This window comes from Streptomyces sp. NBC_01508 (assembly GCF_045040315.1).
GTDB lineage: Bacteria > Actinomycetota > Actinomycetes > Streptomycetales > Streptomycetaceae > Streptomyces.
In genome coordinates, this window is sequence record NZ_CP109419.1 from 4,669,392 (window position 1) to 4,693,572 (window position 24,181).

Below are 24,181 nucleotides of genomic sequence, written 5' to 3' on the forward strand. Positions count from 1 at the left end.
GTGTGAGCGGGGAGGGCGGAGACATGACGGACGAGGACGGTGCCGGCGGTACGGGGCTGCCGGCCAGCATCGAAGCCGCCTGGGGGCTGCGCGAACGCCCGGCGAAGGGGCGCAAGCCCGGCCTCAGCCTGGCGCGGATCGTCGACACGGCCGTCGGTGTCGCCGCCACGGAGGGGCTGCCCGCCGTCTCGATGGGCCGCGTCGCCAAGAAGCTCGGCGTCTCGCCGATGTCGCTCTACCGGTACGTCGCGGCCAAGGACGAGCTGTACATGCTGATGCAGGAGGCGATCATCGGCGACCCGCCCGCGCCGCCCGCGCCGGGCACCGACTGGCGTACGGCGCTGGGGGGGTGGGCGTGGGCGATACGCCGGGTCTACGACGAGAACCTGTGGGCGCTGCGTATCCCGGTGTCCGGCCCGCCCGCCACGCCCCGGATGGTGGCCTGGTGGGAGTGGGGGCTGGTCGCGCTGGAGGGCACCCGGCTCGACTGGGGCGAGAAGCTGTCGGCGATCCTGCTGGTCAACGGCTATGTGGGGCACGAGGCGACGCTGCGCGCCGACCTGGCCGCCGCCGTCGCGGCGAGCGGCAGGACGGCGGACGACGTGCTGGCCGGATACGGGCGCACGATGCGGAGGCTGGCCGACCCCGCGCGCTTCCCGTCCGTCGCGGAGATGCTGGCGGCCGGCGTACTGGACGTACCGGACGAACCGGAGGACCCCGACCAGGACTTCACCTTCGGGCTGGAGCGCCTGCTGGACGGGATCGAGGTGCTGGTGCGCGAGCGCGGTGGGGACAGCGGTGTGGGCGGCAGTGTGGGCGGGCGCGGAGATACGGCCGGATGACGCTCTTCGCCACGGTGAACGGGCGGGTACGGGGCCGCCGGACCGCCTCCGGTGTCGTCGCGGTGCTCGGCATTCCGTACGCCGCACCGCCGTTCGGCCCCGACCGCTTCAAGGCGCCCCGGCCCGCCCGCCCATGGCGGGGCATCCGGGAGTGCGTCGCCTTCGGGCCGGTCGCGCCGCAGTCCGCCGAACTGCCGGGCGCGCTGACGTGGTCGCCCGGCGACGAGGACGTGCTGAATCTGAACGTCTGGACGGACGGCCCGGGCGGCGGCGCCGGGGGTGCGCGGCCCGTGCTCGTCTGGATCCACGGCGGCGCGTACACCTTCGGCTCGTCGGCCCAGCCGGAATTCGACGCCACGGTGCCGGCCCGCGCCGGGCTGGTCGTCGTCACCCTCAACTACCGGCTCGGCTTCGAGGGCTTCGGCCATGTCCCGGCAGCCGGATATCCGGAGAACCGGGGTCTGCTCGACCAGATCGCCGCCCTGGAGTGGGTGCGCGACAACATCGCGGCCTTCGGCGGCGACCCCGCCAACGTCACCGTCGCCGGGCAGTCGGCGGGCGCGGCGTCCGTCGCCTGTCTGACGGTGACGGACCGGGCGCGCGGGCTGTTCCGCCGCGCCATCGCCCACAGCGCGGTCGGCCCCGCCTACTCGCCCCGACTGGCCGCCGACACCACGCGCCTCGTGGCGCGGGCCGCCGAAGTCCCGCCCACGGCGGCCGGGTTGACGGGCGCGTCCCCGTACGACCTGGTCCGCGCGTCCGATCGGGTCGTCGCCCGCCTCCGCGACGACCCGGCGGCGGGTCCGCGCCATTACGACCCGGTGCTCTACGGCCCGGTCGTCGACGGGGTGCTGCTGCCCGCCGACCCCCTCGCCGCCGACGCGGCGGACCGCGCCGACGTCGACCTGCTGGTCTGCCACACGACCGAGGAGTACTGGCTGCTGGACGCCGTCGGCAGCAGCAAGAAGATCACGACGGACCGTGAACTGGCGCAGTTCGCAAAGGACTTCGGGCTCCCCGACACTCTCGTACCGGCGTACCGGGCGCGGCTGCCCGACGCGCCCGTGCTCGACATCTACCTCGCGGTCTACGGCGACATGTCCTTCGCCGAGTACAGCAGCCGCCTCGCGGAGCGCCACGCCGACGCGGGCCGCAGGACGTATCTCTCCCGTTTCGCCAGAAGGCGCGTCACGGAAGTCGGAGTCGTACACCCATGGCACTGCGCCGATGTCCCCTTCGCTTTCGGCACCCTCGCCGACCCCGAGACCGCGTTCCTCATCGGCGGCCCGCCGCTCCCCGAGGACTACGAGCTGTCGCGCCGCATGGTGCGGGCGTGGGCGGACTTCGCCGCGACGGGCGAGCCGGGCTGGGGGACGGACACCGTACGGATCTGGGCGACGGACGACCCGGACGCGCACGACCCGGACGCGCACGACCCGGACGCGCACGACGCGCACGACGCGCACGACCCGGACACGCACGACGCGCACGACGGCTTCCGCGCCGCGTGGCGGGCGGCCGACTACGCGGACATCCACCCCTGACCAGCCTGACAGGATGGGCGCATGACCGAGATCCGCACGCCCCGCCTCCTCCTCCGCCGCTGGACCGACGACGACCTCGCCGCCATGGCCGAGATCAACTCGGACCCGCAGGTCATGCGCTGGATCGGCGACGGCTCGGTCCGCGACCTGGACGAGACGGCCGAGGACATCGAGCGCTGGGAGGAGGAGTGGGACGAGGAGGGCTTCGGGCTCTTCGCGGTCGAACTGCTCGCCTCGGGCGAGATGATCGGCTTCGCCGGTCTGTCCGTACCCGACTACCTGCCCGAGGTGCTGCCCGACGTGGAGATCAGCTGGCGGCTCGGCGCCCAGTTCTGGGGCCAGGGTTACGCCTCCGAGGCCGCCCAAGCCGTCCTGGAGTTCGCCCTCCAGGACCGGGGCCTGGACCGCGTCGTCGCGATCAACCGGATGGGCAACGACGAGTCCGAGAACGTGCTGCGCAAGCTGGACCTGACCCTCGACCGCGAGACGAAGCACCCCGAGTACGGCTTCGCGCTGAACATCCACTCCATCGACCTCACCGAGTACGAGGCCTGAGCACCGCGAACGCCACCGCGAACGCGGCCACCAGCAGCCCGGCCCCGACGCCGAAGGCGAGGTGGTAGCCGCTGGTCAGCGCCTCGGCCTCGCTCGCGCCGCCCGCCAGCAGGCCCTCGCTCCGCGAGGCCGCCAGCGTCGACAGGACGGCGACCCCCACCGCCATCCCGATCTGCTGCGTGGTGTTGAACAGCCCCGACGCCAGCCCCGCGTCCTCTTCCCCCGCGCCGGACATCCCGAGCGACGTCAGCGCCGGGAGGGCGAGCCCGAATCCGGCGGCGAGCGGCATCAGGGGCAGCAGATCGGTCGCGTAGTCGGCGCGCTCGGGCACCCGGCTCAGCAGCGCGAGCAGCGTGATCAGCAGCAGAAGGCCGGTGAGCAGGACGGTGCGCTCGCCGAAGCGGGCGTTCAGCCGGGCGGAGACCCCCAGCGACACCGCGCCGATGACGATCGCGGCCGGCAGCATCGCGAGACCGGTCTCGGCGGCGCCGTATCCGAGCACCCGCTGGAGGTGCAGCGCCAGGACGATCTGGAACGAGAACAGCGCGGCGACCATCAGCATCTGCACGACGTTCGCCCCGGCGACACTGCGCGAACGCAGGATCCGCAGGGGCATGAGCGGAGTCCTGGCAGTCGCCTGGCGGGCGACGAACGCGCCGATCAGGGCGGCGGCGAGGGCGCCCAGACCCAGCGTGTGCGCCGAGACCCAGCCGTACCGCTCGACCTCGATCACGGTGTAGATCCCCAGCATCAGCCCGGCGGTGATGAGCAGCGCGCCCACGACGTCGGCGCCGGCGGCGAGACCGCGACCGGCGCCCGCGCCCCGGTCGCCGGGCAGGACGCGGGCGGCGACCGCGAGGGCGGCGAGCCCGATCGGCAGGTTGATGAAGAAGATCCAGTGCCAGCTCAGGGCGTCGGTGAGCAGCCCGCCCATGACCTGACCGATGGACGCCCCGGCGGCGCCGGTGAAGCTGAACACGGCGATGGCCCTGGCGCGTTCACCCGGCTCGGTGAACAGTGTGACGAGGATACCGAGGCTGACCGCCGCCGCCATCGCGCTGCCGACGCCTTGCAGGAAGCGGGCCGCGATCAGTACGGCGGGCGAGGTCGCGGCGCCCGCCAGGAGCGAGGCGGCGGTGAACACGCCGGTGCCCGCGAGGAACACGCGCTTGCGCCCCAGCAGGTCGCCGAGCCGGCCCGCCAGGAGCAGCAGGCTGCCGAAGGCGATCAGGTAGGCGTTCACGACCCAGCTGAGGCCGGCGGGGGAGAAGCCGAGGTCGTCCTGGATGGCGGGCATCGCGACGGTGACGATGGAGCCGTCGAGGACGATCATCAGCATGCCCGAGGCGAGCACGCCGAGGGCGAGGGCGCGGGTGCGGGCGGTGAGGGGTGTGTTTGGCCCGGCGCCTGGCCCGGCGCCTGGCGCGGTGCCTGGCGCGGTGCCCGCCGGGCCGATGTTTGGGCCGGTGTCTGCGCTCGTGCCTGGGCCGGTGTTTCGATCGGCGTCTGCGCTCGTACTTGCGCTCGTGTCTGCGGACATGGGTCTCCCCCGTCGATGGATCGCCCGTGAACCGGGCCGACAGGAAAGACCTTAATAGATAGTCCCGTTGCAGACTATCTTTCTCGGGAGTTCCTTTACTTCTCGCGCTGGCGCGCCCGCCTCGCCGTCCCCGCCGTCTCGGACGCGGTGGCCAACTCCCCGCCGGCCAGGCCGTTCATGAACCGCAGGAAGACCTCGCGATCGGCGTCGGAGAACGCCGACAGCGCCTGCCGGTGCACACCGTCGACGATCTCCTGGCTCCGCGCGGCGAGCCGGGCGCCCTCCTCCGTGACCGCGATGATCCGCGCCCGCCGGTCCGTGCTGGACGGCTTTCGCTCGGCGAGTCCGGCCTTCTCCAGGGCGTCCACGGTGACGACCATCGTGGTCTTGTCCATGTCGCCGATCTCGGCGAGCTGGATCTGGGTGCGCTCCTTCTCCAGGGCGTGCACGAGGACGCAGTGCATCCGTGCGGTCAGCCCGATCCCGGCGAGCGCGGCCGACATCCGGGTGCGCAGGACGTGGCTGGTGTGGTCGAGGAGATAGGAGAGGTCCGGTTCGCTCCGGGCGGGCGTCATGGCGGTCATGCTCGCCAGCGTAACAATTCGATCCGTGGCGGATTATCCCGAAACGTATCTGCCCGTGTAGCGCGCGGGCGTCGTGCCCACGTGGCGGGTGAAGTGCCTGTTCAGATGGGCCTGGTCGTGGAAGCCCACGGCTGTGGCGACCTCGGCGGGGCGGTGGCCGTCGAGGAGCAGTTGACGCGCCCGGTCGATGCGTTTGCCGGTGAGGTAGGTGTGCGGCGGCAGGCCGTACGTCTGCTTGAAGCAGCGGATCAAATGGGTGGGGTGGACGTGCAGGGTGGCGGCGGCCTCACGCAGGGACATACCGGCGGCTGTCCGCGCGTCCAGCAACTCCCGCAACGTGACGGCCAGCCGGTTCGCCTCACGGCCCGGTGTGCGGGGGCGGAGCGCGTCCAGATGTATGTGGAGCCGTTCCCGGACGAACGAGAGGCGGGACTCCGCCTCGAACGTCTCTCCCGCATGGCTGAGGGACATGTGCAGTTGGTGGATCCGGTCGCGCAGCGGCCCGTCGTCGAAGACCGGACCGTCCACCGCGCGGCCGGCCAGTCGCCGCTGGAGCACGGACTCGTCGAGGTAGAGATTGCGCTTGCGGAAGCCCGACGGTGTGACCGTCCGGCCGTCGTGCGAGACGCCGGGAGGCAGCAGGATGACGCCGGCGGTGCCGGTCGCCTCATGGCGGCGGCGGTCGAGTGCGAAATCGACCGAGCCGTGGTCGAGGATCATCAGGTCCCACGTGTCGTGGGTGTGGGCCGGGTACGCGTGGTCGGTGAAGCGCGCGTGGAAGACCTCGGCGATCCCCGGGACCGGCGGCTTCCACGCTCTGACGGACGTGCGGGGTCGGTCTCCGGTCATGCTAAAAACGTACAAGACACGTGAGTCCGGGCGCGGCAGCCTGATGGGGCCGGCCGGAACGCGGGGCGTGCGGAGCGACCCCGGGGCGACCGGCCTTGAGGAAGGGTGCCGTATGTCCGAGCCTGTTGTTCCTGTGAACCTCGCCGACAAGCTGTCGCAGTTCGGCGAGCTGTGGTCGCAGAAGAGTGTGGCCGTGCTCAACGACTACGAGGTCAAGCTGGCCAAGCTCAAGGGCGAATTCGTCTGGCACACCCACGAGGACACCGATGAGCTGTTCCTGGTCATCAGCGGGCGGCTGACCATCCAACTCAGGGACGGCGATGTGGTGCTGGAGCCCGGTGAGCTGTTCGTGGTTCCGCGTGGGGTCGAACACTGCCCGGTGGCGGACGAGGAGACCGCGATCCTGCTGATCGAACCGACAGGGACGATCAACACCGGCAGCGCGGGCGGGCCGATGACCAAGACGGCCGAGATTTTGGACTAGGGTCTTTCGTTTGGGTCAGGCCGGATGAGGGAGCGGGGTCTGGTGCCGTGGATCGCGAGGCGGAGGAGAGCGGCATGGCGGGAGCCGTGCCTCCCCTTCCGCCGTCAACGCGGCGAGGCGCGGTGCCAGGGACCGCGAGCCCGGCAAGATCCAAACGAAAGACCCTAGGGGCTACTAGGGCACGTCCGGGACGAACTCGTACGCGTACGGCAGCAACTCCCGTACCGGCACGGCCCGCAGACCGTCCGGCGTCCCCACGACGACCTCGATCCGCGGGAAGTAGTCCAGCAGCACCTGGCGACAGCGCCCGCACGGGGGCATCACACCCCGGCCGTCGTTCCCGACGGCCACGACGGTGGTGAGGTCGTACGCGCCGACGGCCGCCGCCGCGCCGATGGTCACCAGCTCGGCGCAGGGGCCGCCGGTGAAGTGGTACACGTTCAGACCGGTGATGATCCGGCCGTCCCGGTTCCGGGCGGCGCACGCCATGGTGTGGTCGTCGCCCTTTGCGTGGGCCACGACGAGCCGGGTCGCCGCATCCACGAGTTCGGTGAGTTCACGATCGAGTTCATGATCGAGGTCAGCAGTCATGCGACGGAACGGTACGCGCGGGCGGCCCGCCGCCCCACCGATATACGGCGGCGGCGCGCCCCCGCCACACGCCCCTTGACGTGCGCTCCGAGCCGAAAATACCCAGCCATGACCCGGCCGCCGCCGGGTAGCGTGCGGATATGCCCGAACTTCAGCTGCTCCTTCTCGACCACGCTCCGGCACTGCTCGCATTCGAGCGGGAGAACCGGGCCTACTTCGCCGCCTCGATCCCCGACCGGGGCGACTCCTACTTCACCGACTTCGCCGCACGGCACGGCGACCTGCTCACCGAACAGGGCGCCGGGCTGCACTACTTCCATGTGCTGGTGAGTGGCGACGGCAGTACGACGGACGAGGTGATCGGGCGCTTCAACCTGGTCGACGTGGCGGACGGGTCGGCCGAGCTGGGCTACCGGATGGCGGAGAAGGCGGCGGGCAAGGGCCTGGCGACGGACGCCGTCCGGCAGATCTGCGCGCTGGCCGCCGACACGTACGGGCTGACCACGCTGCGCGCGAAGACGACCCACGACAACCCCGCCTCGCGCGCCGTGCTGACCCGTACGGGATTCGTCGCCACCGGCGAGATCGAGATCGACGGCCGCCCCGCCACGAACTACATCCGCACGCTGAGCTGAGCGCCCAGCTCCCGGAATCCGAGCGCCGCGGCCACCCGCCGCGACGGATACGGCCGGGCCCGCCACCGCGGCAGCAGACCGGCGTCGAGCGCGTGCGACACCGCCGCCGAGGCCACGATCCGGGCCAGCCGCCGGCCCCGCCGGTGCGGGGCGACCAGGACACACACATGGCCGACCGACCGCGGCCAGGTCACGTAACCGGCCGCCGCCACGACGGCCCTGTCCGTGGCCCCGCTTCCGCGGAGCAGGAACGCGGGCGAGGTGATCTCGTCCAGACCGCTCTCGCCCGCGTCGTCCTCGCCGACACCGGCCAGCAGCGCGGTCAGCGCGGAGTCGTCGCGTGCCACCCGCTCGACCCGCACGCCCGCGTCCTCGGCAAGCGCGGGTACGAACGCCTCCCGGTCCAGGTAGGAGAGCGCGGCGGGTCCCAGCACGTCGAGCACCGGGGCGGCCGTGCCGCGCAGGGCGGCGCCGAGCCGAACGGGGTCGGCCAGCTGCTCGTACGCCAGCTTCCGTACGGCCGCGCGCATCGCCTCGGCGCCCCGCGCGTCCGGCGTGGTGACGACGGCGGCGTCTCCGATCCGTACGATCCCGGCCCATCCCGGCGGGCAGAGCCGCGAGCCGTCCACGGTCCCGACCGCGCTGGCCGACTTCCCGCACGACAACTTCATCCCGCTGCGCCACATCGCCGACCGGACGAACAACATCACCCGCTGGACCTCGTACGACCGGGGCGGCCACTTCCCGGCGATGGAGGTGCCGGAGCTGCTGGTGGACGACGTACGGGCGTTCTTCCGCACGCTCCGGAGCTGACGCCACGACGCCGAACGGGCCTGGTCAGGGGCTCACCCCGCCCACCCGCTCCGCGAGGAAGTCCTCCCAGGTCCGCTTGCCGAGGTCGGCCCCGTCGAGCGTCAGATTCTCCCCGGCCCGGTACGCGCGCCCGACCTTTCCCGGAATCCGGAGCGGCACCGCCGGCCGGCGCGTGCCGCGCGCCCGGAGGTAGCCGCGGCTCAGCTCCCCGAGCCCGTACACCCCCGGCCCGGCCAGGTCGGCCACCCGGCCGGCCGGTTCGCCGAGGGCCAGCTCCACGAGCCGGGCCGCCACGTCGCGGGCGTCGACCGGCTGCATCCGCAGTCCGCCGGGGACCGGGATCACCGGCAGCTTCGCCATGCCGCGCACCATGGTCAGGACCAGGTCGTGGAACTGGGCCGCCCGCAGCGTCGTCCACGGCAGCCCGGACTCGGCCACGGCCCGCTCCGCGCCCAGCTTGGCCCTGGGATAACCGAGCGGAATCCGGTCCGCGCCGATGACCGAGACGTAGACCAGGTGCCGTACGCCGGTACGCGACGCGGCCCGCACCAGATTCCGGGTCGCCTCGTCGTCGCCCTTGGCGGCGCCGGCGAGATGCAGGACGATCTCGGCGCCGTCCACCGCGGCCTCGATTCCCTCCCCTTTGAGCAGGTCGGCGGTGACGTACTCGACGCCGCCCCCGCTGCCGTTCCCGCTGCCGTTCTCGCCGCTGTCCTCACCGCTGTTCTCGGACCCGCGGCCGTGCCGACTGAGCACCCGTACCCCCCGTGTCTTGTCGTCGGCGTCGCGCAGCAGGGGCGTGACGAGGCGGCCGAGGGTTCCTGTGCCGCCTGTGACCAGGATCGATGACGTCATGGCTGCTCCAATTTCTCGCCGACCGGGTGCTTCCCGGCCGCATCGGCGGGTTGAGAGGATCTACTGCACTGACACCCGGCGACCGAGGAATGTGACGCGATGGACGAGAGCCAGTGGCTCCTGGAGCGTTTCGAAGAAGACCGGACTCGTCTGCGCGCGGTCGCCTACCGGATGCTGGGCTCCGCGAGCGAGGCCGACGACGCCGTCCAGGAGACCTGGCTGCGCCTCAGTCGCGCCGACACCGGCGAGGTCGGGAATCTGGGCGGCTGGCTGACCACGGTGGTGGCACGGGTGTGCCTGAACATGCTCCGTACGCGCGCCTCGCGGCGCGAGGAGCCGCTCGACGTACCGGGCCGCCAGGACGGGCCGCCCGTCGCGCCGCGCGAGGGGGAGTACGACCCCGAGGAGGAGGCGGTGCTGGCCGACTCCGTCGGGCTGGCGCTTCTGGTGGTACTGGACACGCTGGCGCCGGCCGAGCGGCTGGCCTTCGTACTGCACGACATGTTCGCCGTCCCCTTCGGGGAGATCGCACCGATGATCGAGCGCTCCCCGGCGGCGGCCAGACAGCTCGCGAGCCGTGCGCGCCGCCGGGTCAAGGGGGCATCGCCCGTACCCGAGGCGGATCTGGCGCGCCGGCGCCACGTCGTCGAAGCCTTCCTGGCGGCGTCCAGGCGCGGGAACTTCGAGGCGCTTCTCGCGCTGCTCGACTCGGGCGTGATCCTCCGCGCCGACCGGTCGGCCGGCCCCACCCCCGTACCGCTCACGCTGCACGGTGCCCAGCGCGTGGCCAAGGGCGCGTCCGTGGCGGCGCGGCGCGGCAGGTTCACCCGGCCCGCGCTGGTGAACGGTTCGCCCGGGCTGGTGATGGCCCCCGGCGGGCGGCTGTTCCTGGTGCTCGCGTTCACGATCGTGGACGACAGGATCACCGGGATCGACATCATCGCGGACGCGGACCGGCTGGGGCGGGTCGAGGTGGCGGTTCTCGACGCGTGAGCCGGTGACGGCACGGTCGCCGGTCGCCCATCACCGATCGCCGATCGCCGATCGACCATTGGGTCATTTGGGGCATATCGTGGTTAGTGACACCTTTGGCGTCAGGAGTTCATCATGGTCGAGGGACTGGTCATAGCGGTCATAGCGGTGATATGCGTGTGCGGGATCTTCGCGATGTCGGCCGCCCGGGTCGTCAAGCAGTACGAGCGCGGCGTGGTGTTCCGTCTCGGTCGGCTGCGCGAGGGCATCCGAGGGCCCGGATTCACGCTGATCGTTCCGTTCGTGGACAGACTGAACAAGATCAACATGCAGATCGTGACGATGCCGGTCCCCGCCCAGGACGGCATCACGCGCGACAACGTCACCGTGCGCGTGGACGCGGTGATCTACTTCAAGGTGGTCGACGCGGCGGACGCGCTGATCAGGGTCGAGGACTACCGGTTCGCGGTGTCGCAGATGGCGCAGACGTCGCTGCGGTCGATCATCGGTAAGAGCGATCTGGATGATCTGCTCTCGAACCGCGAGAAGCTGAACCAGGGCCTGGAGTTGATGATCGACAGCCCGTCGATCGGCTGGGGCGTGCAGATCGACCGGGTCGAGATCAAGGACGTGTCCCTGCCGGAGACCATGAAACGGTCCATGGCGCGTCAGGCCGAGGCGGACCGTGAGCGCCGTGCGCGAGTCATCAACGCGGACGCGGAGCTTCAGGCGTCGAAGAAGCTCGCCGAGGCGGCCGAGCAGATGTCCGGTCAGCCCGCCGCGCTTCAGCTGCGACTGCTCCAGACCGTGGTGGCTGTCGCCGCCGAGAAGAACTCCACGCTCGTTCTGCCCTTCCCCGTCGAACTGCTCCGCTTCCTGGAGCGCGCCACCCCGGCCGAAACCGTCCAGGCCGTGAAGGCGGTCTCGGGCGCCGCCGGCCAGGCGGCCCCGGCGACCGAAGGCGCCGAGGCCACCGAGGCCACCGAAGCCCCCGAGGCCGTGGCGCCCACACCCACGCCGCAACCGCCGCCGCAACCGCAGAAGGAAGAGAAGAAGCAGCAGACGCAACGCCGGGAGACATCGAGCGTCTGACCACCCGGCTGTCCGGCCCCTTGAACGGCGCCGGAATCCGCGTGATCCGACCCGGGACCCCGAGTCCCGGGTCGGATCACGCGGAAGAGGTCGGCGGCGGCATGGACGTCCGTCAGGTCCTCGATGGACCGCAGGTTGTCGCACAGCGCGTCCAGGACCGACCCGGCTTCGGCGGCACCCGGCGCGCCGATGGCCACGCCGAAGACACGGAAGCCCAGCCGCCGCTTGGCGTCGTTCCAGCCACGCATCCATTCCTCGCTGACGCCGCATTCGTCGTCGGTGATCATCACGATGTCGCCGCGCATGCCGGCGGTGTCGTCGAACTCCTCCGCCAGCAGTTCGCCGGCCACGGTCAGCGGTCTCCGGTAGCTGGTGCCGCCGCCCAGGAAGGTCTCCGCGAAGTCGACCACCCGGGCGATGTCGGCGGACTCCCCGGCCGGGAAGCGGAAGACCTGGATCTTGTCGGCGGCGGCGAACAGGATGCCGACGAAGTCGCGCTTGGCGTGCCGGGCCTGATCCAGCAGCCCGCCAGGGCGCACGCCTTGGCCCACGCCTCCCTGGTGACTCCGCCGGGCCCCGGCACGTACATGGAGTGCGAGGTGTCCACGCACGCGATGACGGCGCCCCGGCCGGTGGCCCGCTCGCCCTGGGTGTCGTAGAGCATCAGCTCCCCGGCGGCGTGGCGCCCCGTGTTTCCATGCGCAACTCCTCGCCTGTGGAGCCCTGTTGGGCCGAAGGTGACAGCGGAGCCGCTGAGCCGCGGAGCCGCTGAGTCGTACGCGGAGACGGCCCGTCGGCCGGAGTCAAGACAACTCGGCGACGGGGAAGCCCTATTTCCCGGGGCGCCGGGTGAGCACGCGCGGGCCGGTCTCGGTGATGGCGACCGTGTGCTCGGAGTGAGCCGTACGCGAGCCGTCCGCCGAGCGGATCGTCCAGCCGTCCGGGTCGAAGACGATCTTGTTGGTGCCGGCCGCGAACCAGGGCTCGATCGCGATCGTCAGACCGGGACGCAGCTTCCAGCCACGGCCAGAGCGGCCGTCGTTGGGGATGTGCAGATCCTCGTGCATCGTGCGGCCGATACCGTGACCGCCGAACTCCAGGTTGACCGGGTAGCCGTACTCGGCGGCGACGGCGCCGATGGCCGCCGAGATGTCCCCGAGCCTGTTGCCCGGCTGGGCGACCTTGATCGCGGCCTCCAGGGCGACCTCGGTGGCCTCGATCAGCCGCAGGTCCTCCTCGGCCGGGGTGCCGACGACGACGGAGCGGGCCGAGTCCGCGGCCCAGCCGTCGACGCGCACCGCCATGTCCATGGTCAGCAGATCCCCGTCACGCAGCTTGTAGCTGTGCGGCAGTCCGTGCAGCACGGCGTCGTTGACCGAGAGGCACACCACGTTACGGAACGGGCCCTTGCCGAACGAGGGCGCGTAGTCCCAGTAACAGGACTCCGCACCACGCTCCTTGATCCGGCGGCGGGCGTGCTGCTCCAGCTCCAGCAGGTTGACCCCCACCCTCGCGAGGTCACCCAGTTCGGCCAGCACCTGGCCGACGAACTGTCCGGTGACGTGCATGCGCTCGATGTCTTCGGGGGATTTGTGCTCGATCAACGCGATTCTCGATTCCCAGGGGCGGTCGGCAGGTATATTTATACCAGAGGGTGGACTGTTGCCCGCCGGACATCAGCGGCCCTAGCATGGGCGCATGGTCCGTCATCCGCTCGCCCCCGAACAGATCGAGGCGGGCCGACGCCTCGGGGCAGCGCTGCGTACGGCCCGAGCGGGACGCCGCCCCGTCGAAGTGGCGCTGGCGGCGGAGATCTCGCCGGAGACCCTGCGCAAGATCGAGACCGGCCGGCTGCCGACGCCCGCGTTCGGCACCATCGTCCGGCTCAGCGAGGTACTCGGCGTACCCCTGTCCGAACTCGCCGCCGTCTGGCGCACCGATCCCGCACTGAGCCAGGCCTCTTAGCGTCTTTCGTCCGGCGGCAGCCACCCGAACGCCCCAACGGGGCCGTCGCGTACTACCGTTGCCCGATGCGCGCCCACCCCGTTGAACGCCCGGCCGATCTCGACGCGGTCCGTGAGTCCTATGACCGCGTGGCCGACAACTACGCCCACATGGTGGTGACGACGGGAGTCGGCGACATCCGCAGCCATCCATGGCTCAAGGCGTCGATCGACGCCTTCGCCGACACCGTGGGCGGCCTCGGTCCCGTCCTCGACGTCGGCTGCGGACCGGGAACGGTGACCGCCTACCTCGCCGAACGCGGACTCGACGTGTCCGGCGTCGATCTCTCGCCTCGCATGATCGAGAACGCGCGCCGCCTTCATCCCGGCTGCCGCTTCGGCGTCGCCTCCGCCACCGACCTCGACCTCGGCGAAGCCACCCTCGGCGGCGTGCTCGGGTGGTGGTCGCTGTTCAACCTCCCCCGTGACGTCCTGCCCCAGGTGCTCGCCGTGTTCGCACGCGCCCTGAAGCCGGGCGGGCACTTCATCACGGCCACGCACGTCGGCGACGAGGACGTGGAGCGCACCGAGGGCTACGGAGGCGTGCCCGTCCGCTGGACGACACGCCAATGGCGCCCGGAACAACTCGTGGACCTGATCGAACGGGCCGGACTGCGCCCGGTCGCCGAACTTCGGCTCCCCGCCGACGAGCGGAGCGGGCCGGGTCTGGTCGTCATGGCCGAGCGACCCCGCTGAGAAGCAGCCGTGGCTCTCGCTTCGGGTCAGGAGCCGAAGATCAGGTCGGTTCTCGCCGACGAACGTGCCAGGGCGCTGGCCGACGTTGGCGAAGTACTCGCGCTCGCTCATCTCCGTGAGTTCTCGCCGGTCCGCACCCGCTCCAGCCAGTCGGACAGGACCAGTTCCTCGGTCTCGCCGTACTCGCCGCTTTTGATCCATGCGTTGAGTGCTTTCACGACCGGGTCGCGCCGCGCGGGTTTGGAGCCGTCGACGGTCACGACGAGGGGGACGTCCTCCGCCGGATCGGCTTTCGACGGATGTCGCTCGCCATTGGAGTTCCGCGCGGTGTGGACGGCCCATGGATGGCTGGTGACAAATGCGTCCAAGATGCCGTTTTCACGGCTGCGCGATGGGGCTCGGGCCGCAATCCTCGTAAGACGTCTTCTCCACCAGGTCCGGGTAGCTGTCCATCGAGACATCCCTGCCGCAGAGGTCGGATTTGGAGTTGATGCGCCGAGTGTGCCCTGGGGGCAAAGCCCAGGGGCCAGGGGCCGACCTGCCCGCCCGGCTCTCACACCGGGCTTAACGGACGCGGCGTAGCGGTGCTGGATCACGAACCCGTAGGTCACGCCCGCGCCGGGCACCCGCAAAATATCTGCCCCCTCCCTTCACCGATTGCGTAATGCGGCTCTCATTCCCATTGCCCGAGGACTCCCGTTCGCCCCGCTGAAAACGGCGCCTGATGTGCGTGTGACGCGCAACTGCATGAACTGGCTCTTGTCCTAATGAAATTCTATTCATCCCAACGAGTGCACCGAATTCAAATTGTCGGCGAAGGCCCATCAGAATGATGGAGCCACCCGTCGCAGCAGTCGTTGGAGATGCCGTTGACCAGTCATGACACGTCCGCCCACGACCACAGCTGTTCATCCCTGGCTCCGGCCCCGGGCTCGTTCCGCGACCCGAAGGACGTCGCGAGTTTCGCGCCCGCCGCGCTCGGATACGCCCTCTTCGCCACCCGCTGGCTCCAGGCCCCGCTCTATTTCGGCCTGGTCGCCGCACAGGGCGTCTATGTCTACAAGTTCTTCAACGAGCTGTGGAAATTAATCGTTCATGTCATCAACGGCCACGCCGACGAAACGTATGTCATGCTCGCCGTCCTCAAACTGGTCGACGTCGTGATGATCGCCAATCTGCTGATCATGACGATCGTCGGCGGCTACGAGACCTTCGTCTCGCGCATCAACCTCCAGGGCCACCGCGATCAGCCGGAATGGCTCTCGCACGTCAACTCGAACGTGCTCAAGGTCAAGCTCGCCACCGCCATCGTGGGCATTTCGTCCGTCCATCTGCTGCAGATGTTCGTCGACGTGCACCACACTTCCCGGCACGCGCTGCTCTGGGGGACCGTGATCCACATGGCCTTCATCGTGTCCGCCGGGATTCTGGCCTATATGTCGGGCCCCATGCTGGAGCCGCGGAAGAGCGGTCACGCGTGCGGCGGCCATGAGGGCAGTGGCCATGCGGACACTCACGGAGAAGGAAACCGGCGCCTGATCCCGAAGCCGTCCACCGGGTGGCACGACGATGCCACGCCGGCAGGGCGGGCGGCGCCTTCCGCTTCGGCGGTGAAGTCGGCCTCGGCCTCGTCGTACGGGGGTCCGGGAGCCGAGTCCCGTATCCGCGCCGCGGGCTTCCCCGCCCCCAAGGCGCTGGAGGACTTCGACCACCACTACCCCCGGTCACTAGACCGGGAGGCCGTGGCAATGCTCGGCAAGCTGGACTTCATCACCGCCAAGGAGAACGTGGTCCTCCTCGGCCCACCCGGCACCGGCAAGACCCACCTCGCCGTCGCCCTCGGCACGCGCGCCTGCCAGGCCGGCCACCAGGTACGGTTCGCCACCGTTGCCGAATGGGCCGCCCGACTTGCCGACGCCAAGGCCGCGGGCCGCCTCACCGAGGAACTGGCCCTGCTGGACCGGTACCCCCTGCTGATCGTCGACGCACTGGGCCTCTTCCCCCTCCAGGCCGCAGAGGCCCAGCTCTTCTTCTCCCTCGTCGCGCACCGCTACGAGCGCGGCTCGCTGATCGTCACCAGCGACAAACCCCTGAGCGGCTGGGACCTCGTCCTCAGCGACACCGCGGTGGCCTCGGCCGTGATCGACCGCCTCGTCCACCATTCCGAGATCATCAGCGTCGAGGGAGACAACTACCGGATGCGCGACCACGGCGGCTTCGGCTTCGCGTCCCCGACCGTCCGCTAGGGGCCTGCTCGTTCCGGTTCCGGTGGGACCAGGCCGTCCCGGCCCTGGTCCCACCGATCCCCGAGACCACCGAACCCGTCCACCGCACTCCCCGCCGCCGTCTCCGTCTCCGCAACACCGTCTTCGACGACACCGGCCGCTCGGCGGAAGCAACGTGAACAGGCCCGACTTCCCGACTGGTTCACCCGCACTACCCGCAACGCATGTCTCGCGCCGATCCCGTATCCCTCGTCCGCGACAACCGATGGTTCTTCGGACGGTGGACGCGTTACTGCCCGGCCCATGTGCCGACGCCAAGGCATACGCCGCGCCGACCGCCATCGCCCACATCACGATCGAGGGAATCCACCAGCACGCGACAGCACGCGACCGCGAGTGGCGTCCCGCCGTCCCGCGCCGTGTGACCGAGGAATTTACTCAACTTGAATGTGTGATGTCGGCCCGATCGTGTCAGCCGGTCAAGGTCAGACCGGTGCCTATGAGAGTCCTTCATCCGCGCCATGAGATGGGTACGCAGGTTGACCCGTCCGGAACCCGTGCCCCGGACGCGGACACAGTCCGCCGACCGCGGTGTCAGAGGTACCTGACACAGTGCCGGCGTGGACATCGATTCCTTCTGGAAGCTCATCGAAGAGTGCCGACGGCACACGCGGGGCCGGGACGAACGGCTCGCGTGGTTGCGTGACGAGTTGTCGCGGAGGCCACTGACAGAGATCGTGCAGTTCCAGGTTCGCCTGGACGAAGTGACGCACGAAGCCTTCACCTGGGATCTATGGGCTGCGGCGGAGCGGATCTTCGGCGGCTGGTGTTCGGACGACGGCTTCTGCTACTTCGGCCTGTGGATGGTGGGGCTTGGCCAGAACGCCTTCTCTCGGGCAGTGGCCGATCCCGACGCTCTGGCCGACACCCCTGAGGTTCAGTGCCTGATGGCTCGCCCTCGCGAGCTCTGGAACGACGACTGGCCCGAGTGGGAGCCCCTCGACTACGTCGCCATGGAGGCGTACGGGCTCCTCACCGGAATCGACGACCGCGGCGGCACCTTCTACGAAGCCGTCGAAGCCGAGCAGGACGATGCGGGGCGTAGCCGAGGACCACTCGGCGAGCAGTGGGACGTGCGGAGCGAAGGCGAGGCAGCGCGCAAACAGCCTCGGCTGAGCGCGATGTTCCCCCTGCGGCCGCTGGCCCGGTAGGGGCGGCAGCGCGCGGAATCAGGCCGGCCTGGACGCAGAAATGCGACAGGAGACGCAGACGCAGGGTGTTGGACTGCTCTTCAGCGGAGCTCTCGAACCACTCGATGCCCTGTGCCATCAGCCATTCGCACGCCCCCGTTGTCCTCGGACCGCTGTTGTCCATGGTGCTGCGATGTGGAAAACCCCGAACCCGCCCTCACCGCTTCGGATCTGCACGTGGTGATGTGCTGTGCGATGTGCACCTTTACCTGTGCGCCGTGCTGAGCTGCACTGTTGATGGGGAGTCGAACCCCGCGTTGCTCTTCACGCGCCAGGAGTGGGCCGGAACCGCCGGCCCTCGGTGTGTGCACGCCTCCGAAGCTGCTACCTGCTCCACATCGTCCCCGTCTGCTGGACTCCTCAGTCCAGCAGATCCACCTCCCAGTTCGTACGCTGGATCCGCACATCGACCTCGCGGATCTCCCGCGCGAGAACATCCGCCTGACCGCGCAGTTCCGCGACCGGAAGCGCGGAAAGCATCATCAGCTCGGACCGGAGTTGCCGGCCGTATCCCCGCTCGCCGCTACCCGCCGCCGCGTCCGCCGCCGCGGTGACCACAGAGTGACGCAACCGCAGGACATCCCGGCGTGCGAGGGCATCGGTGAGCGTGCCGTCGGGACCCATCTCCACGGTGGCGTTGGTCCGGTTGATCCGCCGGATCAACGTTTCCAGAGCGCTCAGCACCTCACCGGCCTCAGCCAACAACTGGGCGGCATCCTCGGCGGGCGCCTCCCCTTCCTGGTACCGCGCACTGCCGACGACGCGCGCTCGCAACTGTTCTACCCGGCGCGTCGCCTCCGCACGTTCTGCCAGTGCCTCAGCAAGCTTCACTGTCTCCACCTCCCCCTCCATGAGCTCGCACGAGTATACGAGTGCGAACCAGCTCATACGCACTTGAATTTCCTTCCACAGAAGGCCCTGACCATCCACTGGAGCGAGAGCGGACAGCCGCTCGGAGCGCTACGAAAGAGAGTCGGACAGCACGGCTGAGGACGGACAGCCAGCAAAGGATTTCCGTCACCCGGCGCCCCTGTTGCGTGGAACACTTTTGCAAGCGGGTGCTTGCAAAAGTTAGCAAGAGTGGGCACCCTGGAGTCATGGCATCACTCAACGTCGGCAATCTCGGTGAGTACCTGCGCGAGCAGCGGCGCAACGCGCAGCTGTCGTTGCGGCAGCTCTCCGAGGCCGCCGGGGTGTCCAATCCGTATCTCAGCCAGATCGAACGCGGCCTGCGCAAGCCGAGCGCGGACATCCTCCAGCAGCTCGCCAAGGCGCTGCGGATCTCCGCCGAGACGCTGTACGTACAGGCCGGGATGCTCGACGAGCGGGAGCGCGAGGAGCTGGAGACGCGTGCCGTCGTCCTCGCCGACCCGTCGATCAACGAGCGGCAGAAGCAGGTGCTTCTGCAGATCTACGAGTCCTTCCGTAAGGAGAACGGGCTCGGCACCGAGAGCACGGAAGCGACGGCGACCGCGGGACCGGCCGGTAAGGGCGCCGGTACCGGTATCGGGGACGCCGACGGGGACACGCCCGGTACGGCCGGCGGCGGTGCCGCCACCCCACCCTCACACTGATCCGGAGGACCACAGTCATGGCCATCACCGACGACCTGCGCAAGACGTTCAGCGACCCGACCCCCCTCTACTTCGCGGCCGGTACGGCGGACCTCGCCGTCGAGCAGGCGAAGAAGGTTCCCGGGCTGATCGAGCAGCTGCGCGCGGAGGCCCCGGGCCGTATCGACGCGGTACGGAACGCGGACCCCAAGCTCGTCCAGGACAGGGTCGCCTCGCAGGCCAAGGAGGCGCAGACGACCGTTCAGGCCAAGGTCACCGAGGCGCTCGGGTCGCTGGACACCGATCTGAAGAAGCTGGGCGAGACCGCTCAGGACCTGGCGCTGCGGGGCGTGGGCGTGGCCGCGGAGTACGCGGTCAAGGCCCGTGAGACGTACGAGAAGGTCGCCGAGCGCGGCGAGCAGTCCGTACGGAGCTGGCGCGGCGAGGCCGCGGACGAGATGACGGAGATCGCCATCGCCGTCGAGCCCGCGCCCGCGAGGAAGCCGGCGGCCAAGCCGGCCCCGAAGCCCGCCCAGGCCAAGCCCGCGCCCGCCAAGCCCGCGCCCGCCAAGCCCGCGGTCAAGAGCGAGACGAAGGCGGCCAGGCCGGAGGCCGGGGCCACCGGGGCGAAGCCCGCCGCCAGGAAGACGACCACGAGCAAGCCGGCCGCGCGCAAGCAGGCCGCCGCGAAGAAGGCCACGCCTCCGGCGGGCAAGTAGCAGCGAGGCGATGAGGGCGGACCGGGCACCTCAGCGGTGTCCGGTCCGTTGTACGGGTACCTTGTCGGCACACGATCAGGCACACGATCAGGCACATGATTCGGACAGAAACGGGCGGTGGGCAACGTGTTGATGGCCGGCTTCGACGGGCTCGTGGCGCTGTTGAGTATTCCGTTGACCGTGTTCGCCTGCTTCGCGCTGGTCGACGCGTTCATCCGGCGTGAGGACGCCTTCCGCGCGGCTGACAAGCAGACCAAGCCGTTCTGGCTGATCATTCTCGCGATTGCCCTCGTGGTGAGCCTGATCTTCCCGCTCCTGTCCTTCCTGCCGATCATTGGGCTGATCGCGGTCATCGTGTACTTCGTCGATGTGCGCCCCGCGATCAAGCAGGTCGGTGGCGGTGGGGGCGGCGGGCGCCGCAGTGGCGGCTCCAGCAGCGACGGACCGTACGGGCCGTACAACGGCGGTCGGTGATCGGACCGTACGACGGCGGCCGGTGAGTCCGGAGCCCGCTCAGGCGGTGGCCGCCACCCGGCCCCGGTCCAGCAGCAGGACGGCCACGTCGTCCGTCAGTTCGCCACCGTTCAGCTCCCGAACCTGAGCCACCGCGGCCTCCAGCAGCTCCTCGCCGCTCAGGCCGCGCGCCAGCTGGGCGGTGATCATCTCGACCATGCCGTCCTGACCGAGCCGCTGTTTCGTGCCGGCTCCGACGCGGCCCTCTATCAGCCCGTCCGTGTACATCAGCAGGCTCCACGCCTCGCCCAGCCCGACCTCGCGGCGCGGCCAGCGGGCGCGCGGGAGCAGGCCGAGCGCGGGGCCGCCCCCGTCGTACGGGAGCAGCTCGGGCGCCCGCCCGGCGCGCACGACCAGCGGGGACGGGTGGCCGGCCAGGCAGAGCCCCGCCCGCCGTCCGTCCGGTGCGATGTCGACCGTGCAGAGCGTCGCGAAGATCTCCTCGCTCTCCCGCTCGTGCTCCAGCACCTTCTGGAGCGTCGAGAGCAGAATGTCCCCGCTCAGCCCGGCGAAGGTCAACGCCCGCCAGGCGATACGGAGTTCCACACCCAGCGCGGCCTCGTCCGGGCCATGGCCGCAGACGTCGCCGATCATCACATGCACCGTGCCGTCGGGCGTACGGACCGTGTCGTAGAAATCGCCGCCGAGCAGGGCGCGGGAGCGGCCGGGCCGGTAGCGGGAGGCGAAACGCAGGTTCGAGCCTTCGAGGAGCGGCGTGGGCAGCAGGCCGCGCTCCAGCCGGGCGTTCTCCTGCGCCCGCAGCCGGGACTCGGTGAGCTGGCGCTGCGCGACATCCGCGCGCTTGCGTTCGACGGCGTAGCGGATGGCGCGGCTCAGTAGCCTGCTGTCCAGCTCGTCGCGGAAGAGGTAGTCCTGCGCGCCCACCCGCACCGCGGCGGCGGCGCGCTCGCTGTCGCCCTCGGCGGCCAGCGCGAGAACGGCGTGGCGTGGCGCGAGCCGCAGCACGTGCTTGAGCGGCGCGAGGCCGTCGCCGTCGCCTTCGTCGTCCCGGCCCGGCAGCGCGAGGTCCACGAGGACGCACTGGATGTCGTCGGTGAGCAGGCGCTCGGCCTCGGTGAGGTTGCGCGCGGTGCGGATACGGACCCGGGTGCCGGCCGCGTCGGGGAGTTCCGGCGCGCTGAAGGTGCCCGCGGGATCGTCCTCGATGACGAGGAGCGTGAGGTCGCCTCCGCCGGAGGTCTCCGGGGCGGGCGCACTCTCGATTGTCGAGCCCGTGCGCTGGCGCGGCACGGGTACAGGTACGGCCATCGGTCTGTGAGTCCTTCCCTCCCCCCGAGGGCGCGGTGGGGCGACGATCGACGTCCCACCGACCGGGACCCTAGCGGTAGCCGGCGCCCGAAAGGAATGGCGTCCGGAACGCCGTACGGAGAAGATCCCGCGCCATATGCCGCTTCCCGCCACGCATCCGGCGCGATCAGGGCCACTCCGAGGGCCGAAAGGGCCATGACAAACATCACGTGGGAGGGGAGCCGGAAGCCGCGAATGAGGCAAGGGGGGCAGAAGGGGTGAATCGGATGTGGGTCCGGCCCGCTTCCTACTTGTCCGGCCTGACGACCCCGAGGATCAGCATCGAGCCCGCCCCCGTCAGCGTCACCTGCCGGCCCGGCCGCGGCGCGTGGACGATCGAGCCGTCGCCCACGTACATGCCCACATGGCTGGCGTCCTCGTGGTAGATGATCAGGTCGCCGGGCCGCATGTCCGCGACGGCGACACGGGGGAGCAGCCGCCACTGCTCCTGCGAGGTGCGCGGGATGCCCTTGCCGGCCGCCGCCCACGCCTCGGACGTCAGCCCCGAACAGTCGAACGACGACGGCCCCTCGGCGCCCCACACGTACGGCTTGCCGATCTGTGCCGTCGCGTACTCGATCGCCTTCTTGCCCTGGGCGCTCGCCTCGCCGTTGATGTCCTTGAGCGCGCCCGAACCCAACCAGGCCGCCTGTGACTTGGCCGCGTCCTCCTGCTCCAGCATCAACAGCCGGTCGCGCTCCTCCTTCTCCAGCCCCGCCTCGATCTTCTTGGCGGCCTTGATCTGCCGCTGGATCTGCTTCTTCGCCTTCGCCTGCTTGACCCGGCTGGCTTCGAGCTTCGTCCACTCGGCGCCGGCCTTCTTCGTGTACGCCGTCAAGTCGCCCTGCGCCTTGGTCATTTGGCCCAGGAGATCCTTGGTCGCCTTCTGGCCCCGCTGGACCCGGCCCGCGCCGTCCAGGAAGAGCTGCGGGTCGTCGGTGAGCATCAGCTGGGCCTCGGGCGGCAGTCCGCCCGCGCGGTACTGCGCGCGGGCCGCGGCGCCTGCCTGCCGCTTGAGTCTGTCGATCCGGACCTGGCCGTTGACGATCTCGCTGGACAGCCTGACCAGTTCGGTCGACTGGTTGTCGGCGCGCTCCTCGGCGAGGTTGTACGCGTCGGTGGCGGAGGCGGCCCTGCCGTACAGCCCGTCGATCTTCCGGCGCACCGCTTCGAGCTTCGAGTCGTCCGCGCCGGGGGACTTGCCGTCCGCCCCGGGCGGCAGGGACCGGTCGAAGGGCCGGGGCGCGACGGGCGGGTCACTCGGCGAAGAGGGGGAGGCTGGGGTCGCGGGAGCTGCGTACGCCTGGTTCAGCAACGCCGGTGACGCGAGCACCGACAGAGCGCAGACGACCGTGATCGCGGCTGTGACACAACGGCGTCGGTTCACGAGCTTTTCCTCCGGACTTCGGACGAACGCATCTGACTTACTGTCAGTAACTCTTCTCCGCCGACGCGATCGTGCCATGCCCGTCCCCGGAACGACAGGGGGCGGTGCCGGTCGACGCGGTCGCGTCTACCCGTCAGGGACGAACGGCTTGCCGCTCACGTTCCCTTGAACACGTCCGTTCCGCCGGAGTTCGGCGCCAGCGCCGACCACTCCACCGTCACTTCCCCCTGCCGCCATCTGCCCGCACCGCCGCCCGCCGCCGGGCCGGCCAGCGGCCAGTGGGCCGACAGATCCCGTACGGCCCTGATCCACCGCTGTCGCGCGCCCAGCGAGGCGTACGGGGCGGCCGCCGCCCACGCCCGGTCGAAGTCCCGCAGGAACGCGTGCACCGGTTCGCCCGGCACATTGCGGTGGATCAACGCCTTGGGCAGCCGCTCCGCCAGATCCGAAGGGCGGTCCAGCGAGCCGAGCCGGGTCGCGAAGGTGACGGTGCGCGGACCCTCCGTACCGAGGGCGACCCAGACATGGCGCCGCCCGATCTCGTCGCACGTGCCCTCCACCAGCAGCCCGCCGGGCGCGAGGCGGGCGCGGAGCCGGTCCCAGACCGCCGGGACCTCGCTCTCCTCGTACTGCCGCAGGACGTTCGCCGCCCGGATCAGCAGCGGCCTGCGGCCGCTGCCGCCACTCGACGGCGGCAGCGGGATCTCGAAGCCGCCGTGCACGAAGCCGAGCCCGTCCTCTTCGTAAGGAAGCGCCGCCGCGACCCGCGCGGGGTCGATCTCGACGCCCACCACCTCGGTGCGCGGCTCGGCCGCCCGCAGCCGCCTCAGCAGCTCGACGGCGGTCCAGGGCGCGGCGCCGTACCCGAGGTCGACGGCGACGGGGTCGGCCGCGCGGCGCAGTGCCGGGCCGTGTACGGCGGCGATCCAGCGGTCCATGCGGCGCAGCCGGTTCGGGTTGGTCGTGCCGCGCGTGACCGTCCCTTCGGGACGGCGGGACGAGGAGGACGGGCGCGCGGGCATACGAGTGAGCCTAACGACGCGGCGGACGGCGACTGCCCGTGACCGCCCACCCCGCCCGCACCGCGCACCGCCCACACCGCCCACCACCACCGAGTACCCGTGAGTACCCGGAACACCTCCCAAGGGTTGAGCCGCCAACGGTAATGATT

At 70.5% G+C, this 24,181-nt stretch carries 26 protein-coding genes and 2 pseudogenes; 15 read left to right on the top strand and 13 right to left on the bottom strand.

Annotated elements, in window-relative coordinates; all coding sequences use genetic code 11:
- Window positions 1-23 precede the first annotated feature (23 nt).
- The 3 genes from OG700_RS21730 to OG700_RS21740 are packed head-to-tail and all read left to right on the top strand — an operon-like array spanning window position 24 to window position 2,941.
- Complete coding sequence (locus tag OG700_RS21730) at window positions 24-842, top strand: TetR/AcrR family transcriptional regulator (protein ID WP_405616036.1); 819 nt, start codon at window positions 24-26, stop codon at window positions 840-842.
- Window positions 839-2,386 carry a carboxylesterase/lipase family protein gene (locus tag OG700_RS21735; RefSeq protein ID WP_405616037.1) on the top strand — a complete coding sequence of 516 codons (1,548 nt, stop codon included), beginning with the start codon at window positions 839-841 and terminating at the stop codon, window positions 2,384-2,386. The genes OG700_RS21730 and OG700_RS21735 overlap by 4 nt, the downstream gene beginning before the upstream one ends.
- 21 nt (window positions 2,387-2,407) lie before the next feature.
- Entirely contained in the window at window positions 2,408-2,941 is a 534-nt protein-coding gene (locus OG700_RS21740; RefSeq protein ID WP_405616039.1) for a GNAT family N-acetyltransferase, read from the top strand.
- On the opposite strand, the gene OG700_RS21745 is transcribed toward OG700_RS21740, so the two are convergent.
- The 3 genes from OG700_RS21745 to OG700_RS21755 form a co-directional block, all read right to left on the bottom strand.
- Window positions 2,922-4,481 (bottom strand): MFS transporter, encoded by a 1,560-nt coding sequence (locus OG700_RS21745; protein ID WP_405616041.1) that lies wholly within the window; start codon window positions 4,479-4,481, stop codon window positions 2,922-2,924. The genes OG700_RS21740 and OG700_RS21745 overlap by 20 nt on opposite strands.
- A 95-nt stretch (window positions 4,482-4,576) precedes the next feature.
- Window positions 4,577-5,065, bottom strand: a complete 489-nt coding sequence (locus OG700_RS21750) for a MarR family winged helix-turn-helix transcriptional regulator (RefSeq protein ID WP_405616043.1) — start codon at window positions 5,063-5,065, stop codon at window positions 4,577-4,579.
- 33 nt (window positions 5,066-5,098) lie between these two features.
- Window positions 5,099-5,914 (bottom strand): helix-turn-helix domain-containing protein, encoded by an 816-nt coding sequence (locus OG700_RS21755; protein WP_405616045.1) that lies wholly within the window; start codon window positions 5,912-5,914, stop codon window positions 5,099-5,101.
- Between the two features lie 112 nt (window positions 5,915-6,026).
- On the opposite strand from OG700_RS21755, the gene OG700_RS21760 reads away from it, so the two are divergent.
- Entirely contained in the window at window positions 6,027-6,398 is a 372-nt protein-coding gene (locus OG700_RS21760) for a cupin domain-containing protein (RefSeq protein WP_405616047.1), read from the top strand.
- A gap of 174 nt (window positions 6,399-6,572) precedes the next feature.
- Here the strand turns inward: OG700_RS21760 and OG700_RS21765 are convergent, their stop codons facing one another.
- On the bottom strand, window positions 6,573-6,989 hold the full coding sequence (locus OG700_RS21765; RefSeq protein WP_405616049.1) for a cytidine deaminase family protein: 417 nt from the start codon (window positions 6,987-6,989) through the stop codon (window positions 6,573-6,575).
- A gap of 140 nt (window positions 6,990-7,129) precedes the next feature.
- On the opposite strand from OG700_RS21765, the gene OG700_RS21770 reads away from it, so the two are divergent.
- Window positions 7,130-7,624 carry a GNAT family N-acetyltransferase gene (locus tag OG700_RS21770; protein WP_405616051.1) on the top strand — a complete coding sequence of 165 codons (495 nt, stop codon included), beginning with the start codon at window positions 7,130-7,132 and terminating at the stop codon, window positions 7,622-7,624.
- Here the strand turns inward: OG700_RS21770 and OG700_RS21775 are convergent.
- Window positions 7,603-8,154: a GNAT family N-acetyltransferase gene (locus OG700_RS21775; RefSeq protein WP_405616053.1), complete on the bottom strand. Its 552-nt coding sequence runs from the start codon at window positions 8,152-8,154 to the stop codon at window positions 7,603-7,605. The two genes, OG700_RS21770 and OG700_RS21775, sit on opposite strands and share 22 nt — an antisense overlap.
- Window positions 8,155-8,242: 88 nt before the next feature.
- Here OG700_RS21775 and OG700_RS21780 point away from each other — a divergent pair.
- A pseudogene (locus OG700_RS21780) lies at window positions 8,243-8,437 on the top strand (alpha/beta fold hydrolase); the annotation flags it as partial.
- 24 nt (window positions 8,438-8,461) lie between these two features.
- On the opposite strand, the gene OG700_RS21785 reads toward OG700_RS21780, so the two are convergent.
- The gene (locus OG700_RS21785) at window positions 8,462-9,292 is read right to left on the bottom strand and encodes an SDR family oxidoreductase (RefSeq protein ID WP_405616055.1); all 831 of its coding nucleotides are present in this window, start codon (window positions 9,290-9,292) and stop codon (window positions 8,462-8,464) included.
- 99 nt (window positions 9,293-9,391) lie between these two features.
- On the opposite strand from OG700_RS21785, the gene OG700_RS21790 reads away from it, so the two are divergent.
- Window positions 9,392-10,285 (top strand): sigma-70 family RNA polymerase sigma factor, encoded by an 894-nt coding sequence (locus OG700_RS21790; protein WP_405616057.1) that lies wholly within the window; start codon window positions 9,392-9,394, stop codon window positions 10,283-10,285.
- 114 nt (window positions 10,286-10,399) lie between these two features.
- A complete protein-coding gene (locus OG700_RS21795) occupies window positions 10,400-11,356 on the top strand; it encodes a slipin family protein (RefSeq protein ID WP_405616059.1) in 957 nt (318 codons plus the stop codon).
- Between the two features lie 74 nt (window positions 11,357-11,430).
- Here the strand turns inward: OG700_RS21795 and OG700_RS21800 are convergent.
- Both OG700_RS21800 and map read right to left on the bottom strand, forming a co-directional pair.
- A pseudogene (locus tag OG700_RS21800) lies at window positions 11,431-12,041 on the bottom strand (VWA domain-containing protein); the annotation flags it as partial.
- A gap of 145 nt (window positions 12,042-12,186) precedes the next feature.
- Window positions 12,187-12,960: a type I methionyl aminopeptidase gene (map, locus tag OG700_RS21805; RefSeq protein WP_405616061.1), complete on the bottom strand. Its 774-nt coding sequence runs from the start codon at window positions 12,958-12,960 to the stop codon at window positions 12,187-12,189.
- 94 nt (window positions 12,961-13,054) lie between these two features.
- Between map and OG700_RS21810 the strand changes: the two genes are divergently transcribed.
- Together OG700_RS21810 and OG700_RS21815 are read left to right on the top strand one after the other, a co-directional pair.
- Window positions 13,055-13,321, top strand: coding sequence for a helix-turn-helix domain-containing protein (locus tag OG700_RS21810; protein ID WP_405616063.1), 267 nt, complete (start codon window positions 13,055-13,057; stop codon window positions 13,319-13,321).
- A 65-nt stretch (window positions 13,322-13,386) separates the two neighbouring features.
- Window positions 13,387-14,055 (top strand): class I SAM-dependent DNA methyltransferase, encoded by a 669-nt coding sequence (locus OG700_RS21815; protein WP_405616065.1) that lies wholly within the window; start codon window positions 13,387-13,389, stop codon window positions 14,053-14,055.
- Between the two features lie 107 nt (window positions 14,056-14,162).
- Here the strand turns inward: OG700_RS21815 and OG700_RS21820 are convergent, their stop codons facing one another.
- A complete protein-coding gene (locus tag OG700_RS21820) occupies window positions 14,163-14,423 on the bottom strand; it encodes a hypothetical protein (protein WP_405616067.1) in 261 nt (86 codons plus the stop codon).
- 501 nt (window positions 14,424-14,924) lie between these two features.
- Between OG700_RS21820 and istB the strand changes: the two genes are divergently transcribed.
- The gene (istB, locus tag OG700_RS21825) at window positions 14,925-16,301 is read left to right on the top strand and encodes an IS21-like element helper ATPase IstB (protein ID WP_405616069.1); all 1,377 of its coding nucleotides are present in this window, start codon (window positions 14,925-14,927) and stop codon (window positions 16,299-16,301) included.
- Window positions 16,302-16,900: 599 nt separating this feature from the next.
- Window positions 16,901-17,491 carry a DUF4240 domain-containing protein gene (locus OG700_RS21830; protein WP_405616071.1) on the top strand — a complete coding sequence of 197 codons (591 nt, stop codon included), beginning with the start codon at window positions 16,901-16,903 and terminating at the stop codon, window positions 17,489-17,491.
- A 399-nt stretch (window positions 17,492-17,890) separates the two neighbouring features.
- Here OG700_RS21830 and OG700_RS21835 read toward each other — a convergent pair whose 3' ends face one another.
- Window positions 17,891-18,361, bottom strand: a complete 471-nt coding sequence (locus OG700_RS21835; RefSeq protein ID WP_405621872.1) for a DIP1984 family protein — start codon at window positions 18,359-18,361, stop codon at window positions 17,891-17,893.
- 266 nt (window positions 18,362-18,627) lie between these two features.
- Here OG700_RS21835 and OG700_RS21840 point away from each other — a divergent pair, with 266 nt between their 5' ends.
- The 3 genes from OG700_RS21840 (at window position 18,628) to OG700_RS21850 (ending at window position 20,276) form a co-directional block, all read left to right on the top strand.
- Window positions 18,628-19,104, top strand: a complete 477-nt coding sequence (locus OG700_RS21840) for a helix-turn-helix domain-containing protein (RefSeq protein WP_405616074.1) — start codon at window positions 18,628-18,630, stop codon at window positions 19,102-19,104.
- A gap of 17 nt (window positions 19,105-19,121) precedes the next feature.
- Window positions 19,122-19,802 (top strand): hypothetical protein, encoded by a 681-nt coding sequence (locus tag OG700_RS21845; protein ID WP_405616076.1) that lies wholly within the window; start codon window positions 19,122-19,124, stop codon window positions 19,800-19,802.
- A 132-nt stretch (window positions 19,803-19,934) separates the two neighbouring features.
- The gene (locus tag OG700_RS21850) at window positions 19,935-20,276 is read left to right on the top strand and encodes a DUF2516 family protein (RefSeq protein WP_405616078.1); all 342 of its coding nucleotides are present in this window, start codon (window positions 19,935-19,937) and stop codon (window positions 20,274-20,276) included.
- A 39-nt stretch (window positions 20,277-20,315) separates the two neighbouring features.
- On the opposite strand, the gene OG700_RS21855 is transcribed toward OG700_RS21850, so the two are convergent.
- From OG700_RS21855 to OG700_RS21865, 3 genes are all read right to left on the bottom strand, one after another.
- Window positions 20,316-21,584 carry a PP2C family protein-serine/threonine phosphatase gene (locus OG700_RS21855; RefSeq protein WP_405616080.1) on the bottom strand — a complete coding sequence of 423 codons (1,269 nt, stop codon included), beginning with the start codon at window positions 21,582-21,584 and terminating at the stop codon, window positions 20,316-20,318.
- A 286-nt stretch (window positions 21,585-21,870) separates the two neighbouring features.
- Complete coding sequence (locus OG700_RS21860; protein ID WP_405616082.1) at window positions 21,871-23,010, bottom strand: C40 family peptidase; 1,140 nt, start codon at window positions 23,008-23,010, stop codon at window positions 21,871-21,873.
- 155 nt (window positions 23,011-23,165) lie between these two features.
- A complete protein-coding gene (locus OG700_RS21865; protein ID WP_405616084.1) occupies window positions 23,166-24,032 on the bottom strand; it encodes a class I SAM-dependent methyltransferase in 867 nt (288 codons plus the stop codon).
- Between the last annotated feature and the right edge of the window lie 149 nt (window positions 24,033-24,181).

Excerpts from the sequence above, each read along its gene's own strand:
- OG700_RS21760 (WP_405616047.1), top strand. The coding sequence starts at position 6,027 with ATGTCCGAGCCTGTTGTTCCTGTGAACCTCGCCGACAAGCTGTCGCAG.
- OG700_RS21740 (WP_405616039.1), top strand. The coding sequence starts at position 2,408 with ATGACCGAGATCCGCACGCCCCGCCTCCTCCTCCGCCGCTGGACCGAC.
- OG700_RS21750 (WP_405616043.1), bottom strand. The coding sequence starts at position 5,065 with ATGACCGCCATGACGCCCGCCCGGAGCGAACCGGACCTCTCCTATCTC.
- OG700_RS21775 (WP_405616053.1), bottom strand. The coding sequence starts at position 8,154 with ATGCGCGCGGCCGTACGGAAGCTGGCGTACGAGCAGCTGGCCGACCCC.
- OG700_RS21730 (WP_405616036.1), top strand. The coding sequence starts at position 24 with ATGACGGACGAGGACGGTGCCGGCGGTACGGGGCTGCCGGCCAGCATC.
- OG700_RS21845 (WP_405616076.1), top strand. The coding sequence starts at position 19,122 with ATGGCCATCACCGACGACCTGCGCAAGACGTTCAGCGACCCGACCCCC.
- OG700_RS21765 (WP_405616049.1), bottom strand. The coding sequence starts at position 6,989 with ATGACTGCTGACCTCGATCATGAACTCGATCGTGAACTCACCGAACTC.
- OG700_RS21840 (WP_405616074.1), top strand. The coding sequence starts at position 18,628 with ATGGCATCACTCAACGTCGGCAATCTCGGTGAGTACCTGCGCGAGCAG.
- OG700_RS21770 (WP_405616051.1), top strand. The coding sequence starts at position 7,130 with ATGCCCGAACTTCAGCTGCTCCTTCTCGACCACGCTCCGGCACTGCTC.
- OG700_RS21865 (WP_405616084.1), bottom strand. The coding sequence starts at position 24,032 with ATGCCCGCGCGCCCGTCCTCCTCGTCCCGCCGTCCCGAAGGGACGGTC.
- OG700_RS21855 (WP_405616080.1), bottom strand. The coding sequence starts at position 21,584 with ATGGCCGTACCTGTACCCGTGCCGCGCCAGCGCACGGGCTCGACAATC.
- OG700_RS21790 (WP_405616057.1), top strand. The coding sequence starts at position 9,392 with ATGGACGAGAGCCAGTGGCTCCTGGAGCGTTTCGAAGAAGACCGGACT.
- OG700_RS21755 (WP_405616045.1), bottom strand. The coding sequence starts at position 5,914 with ATGACCGGAGACCGACCCCGCACGTCCGTCAGAGCGTGGAAGCCGCCG.
- OG700_RS21795 (WP_405616059.1), top strand. The coding sequence starts at position 10,400 with ATGGTCGAGGGACTGGTCATAGCGGTCATAGCGGTGATATGCGTGTGC.
- OG700_RS21745 (WP_405616041.1), bottom strand. The coding sequence starts at position 4,481 with ATGTCCGCAGACACGAGCGCAAGTACGAGCGCAGACGCCGATCGAAAC.
- OG700_RS21785 (WP_405616055.1), bottom strand. The coding sequence starts at position 9,292 with ATGACGTCATCGATCCTGGTCACAGGCGGCACAGGAACCCTCGGCCGC.
- OG700_RS21850 (WP_405616078.1), top strand. The coding sequence starts at position 19,935 with ATGGCCGGCTTCGACGGGCTCGTGGCGCTGTTGAGTATTCCGTTGACC.
- OG700_RS21810 (WP_405616063.1), top strand. The coding sequence starts at position 13,055 with ATGGTCCGTCATCCGCTCGCCCCCGAACAGATCGAGGCGGGCCGACGC.
- OG700_RS21735 (WP_405616037.1), top strand. The coding sequence starts at position 839 with ATGACGCTCTTCGCCACGGTGAACGGGCGGGTACGGGGCCGCCGGACC.
- OG700_RS21815 (WP_405616065.1), top strand. The coding sequence starts at position 13,387 with ATGCGCGCCCACCCCGTTGAACGCCCGGCCGATCTCGACGCGGTCCGT.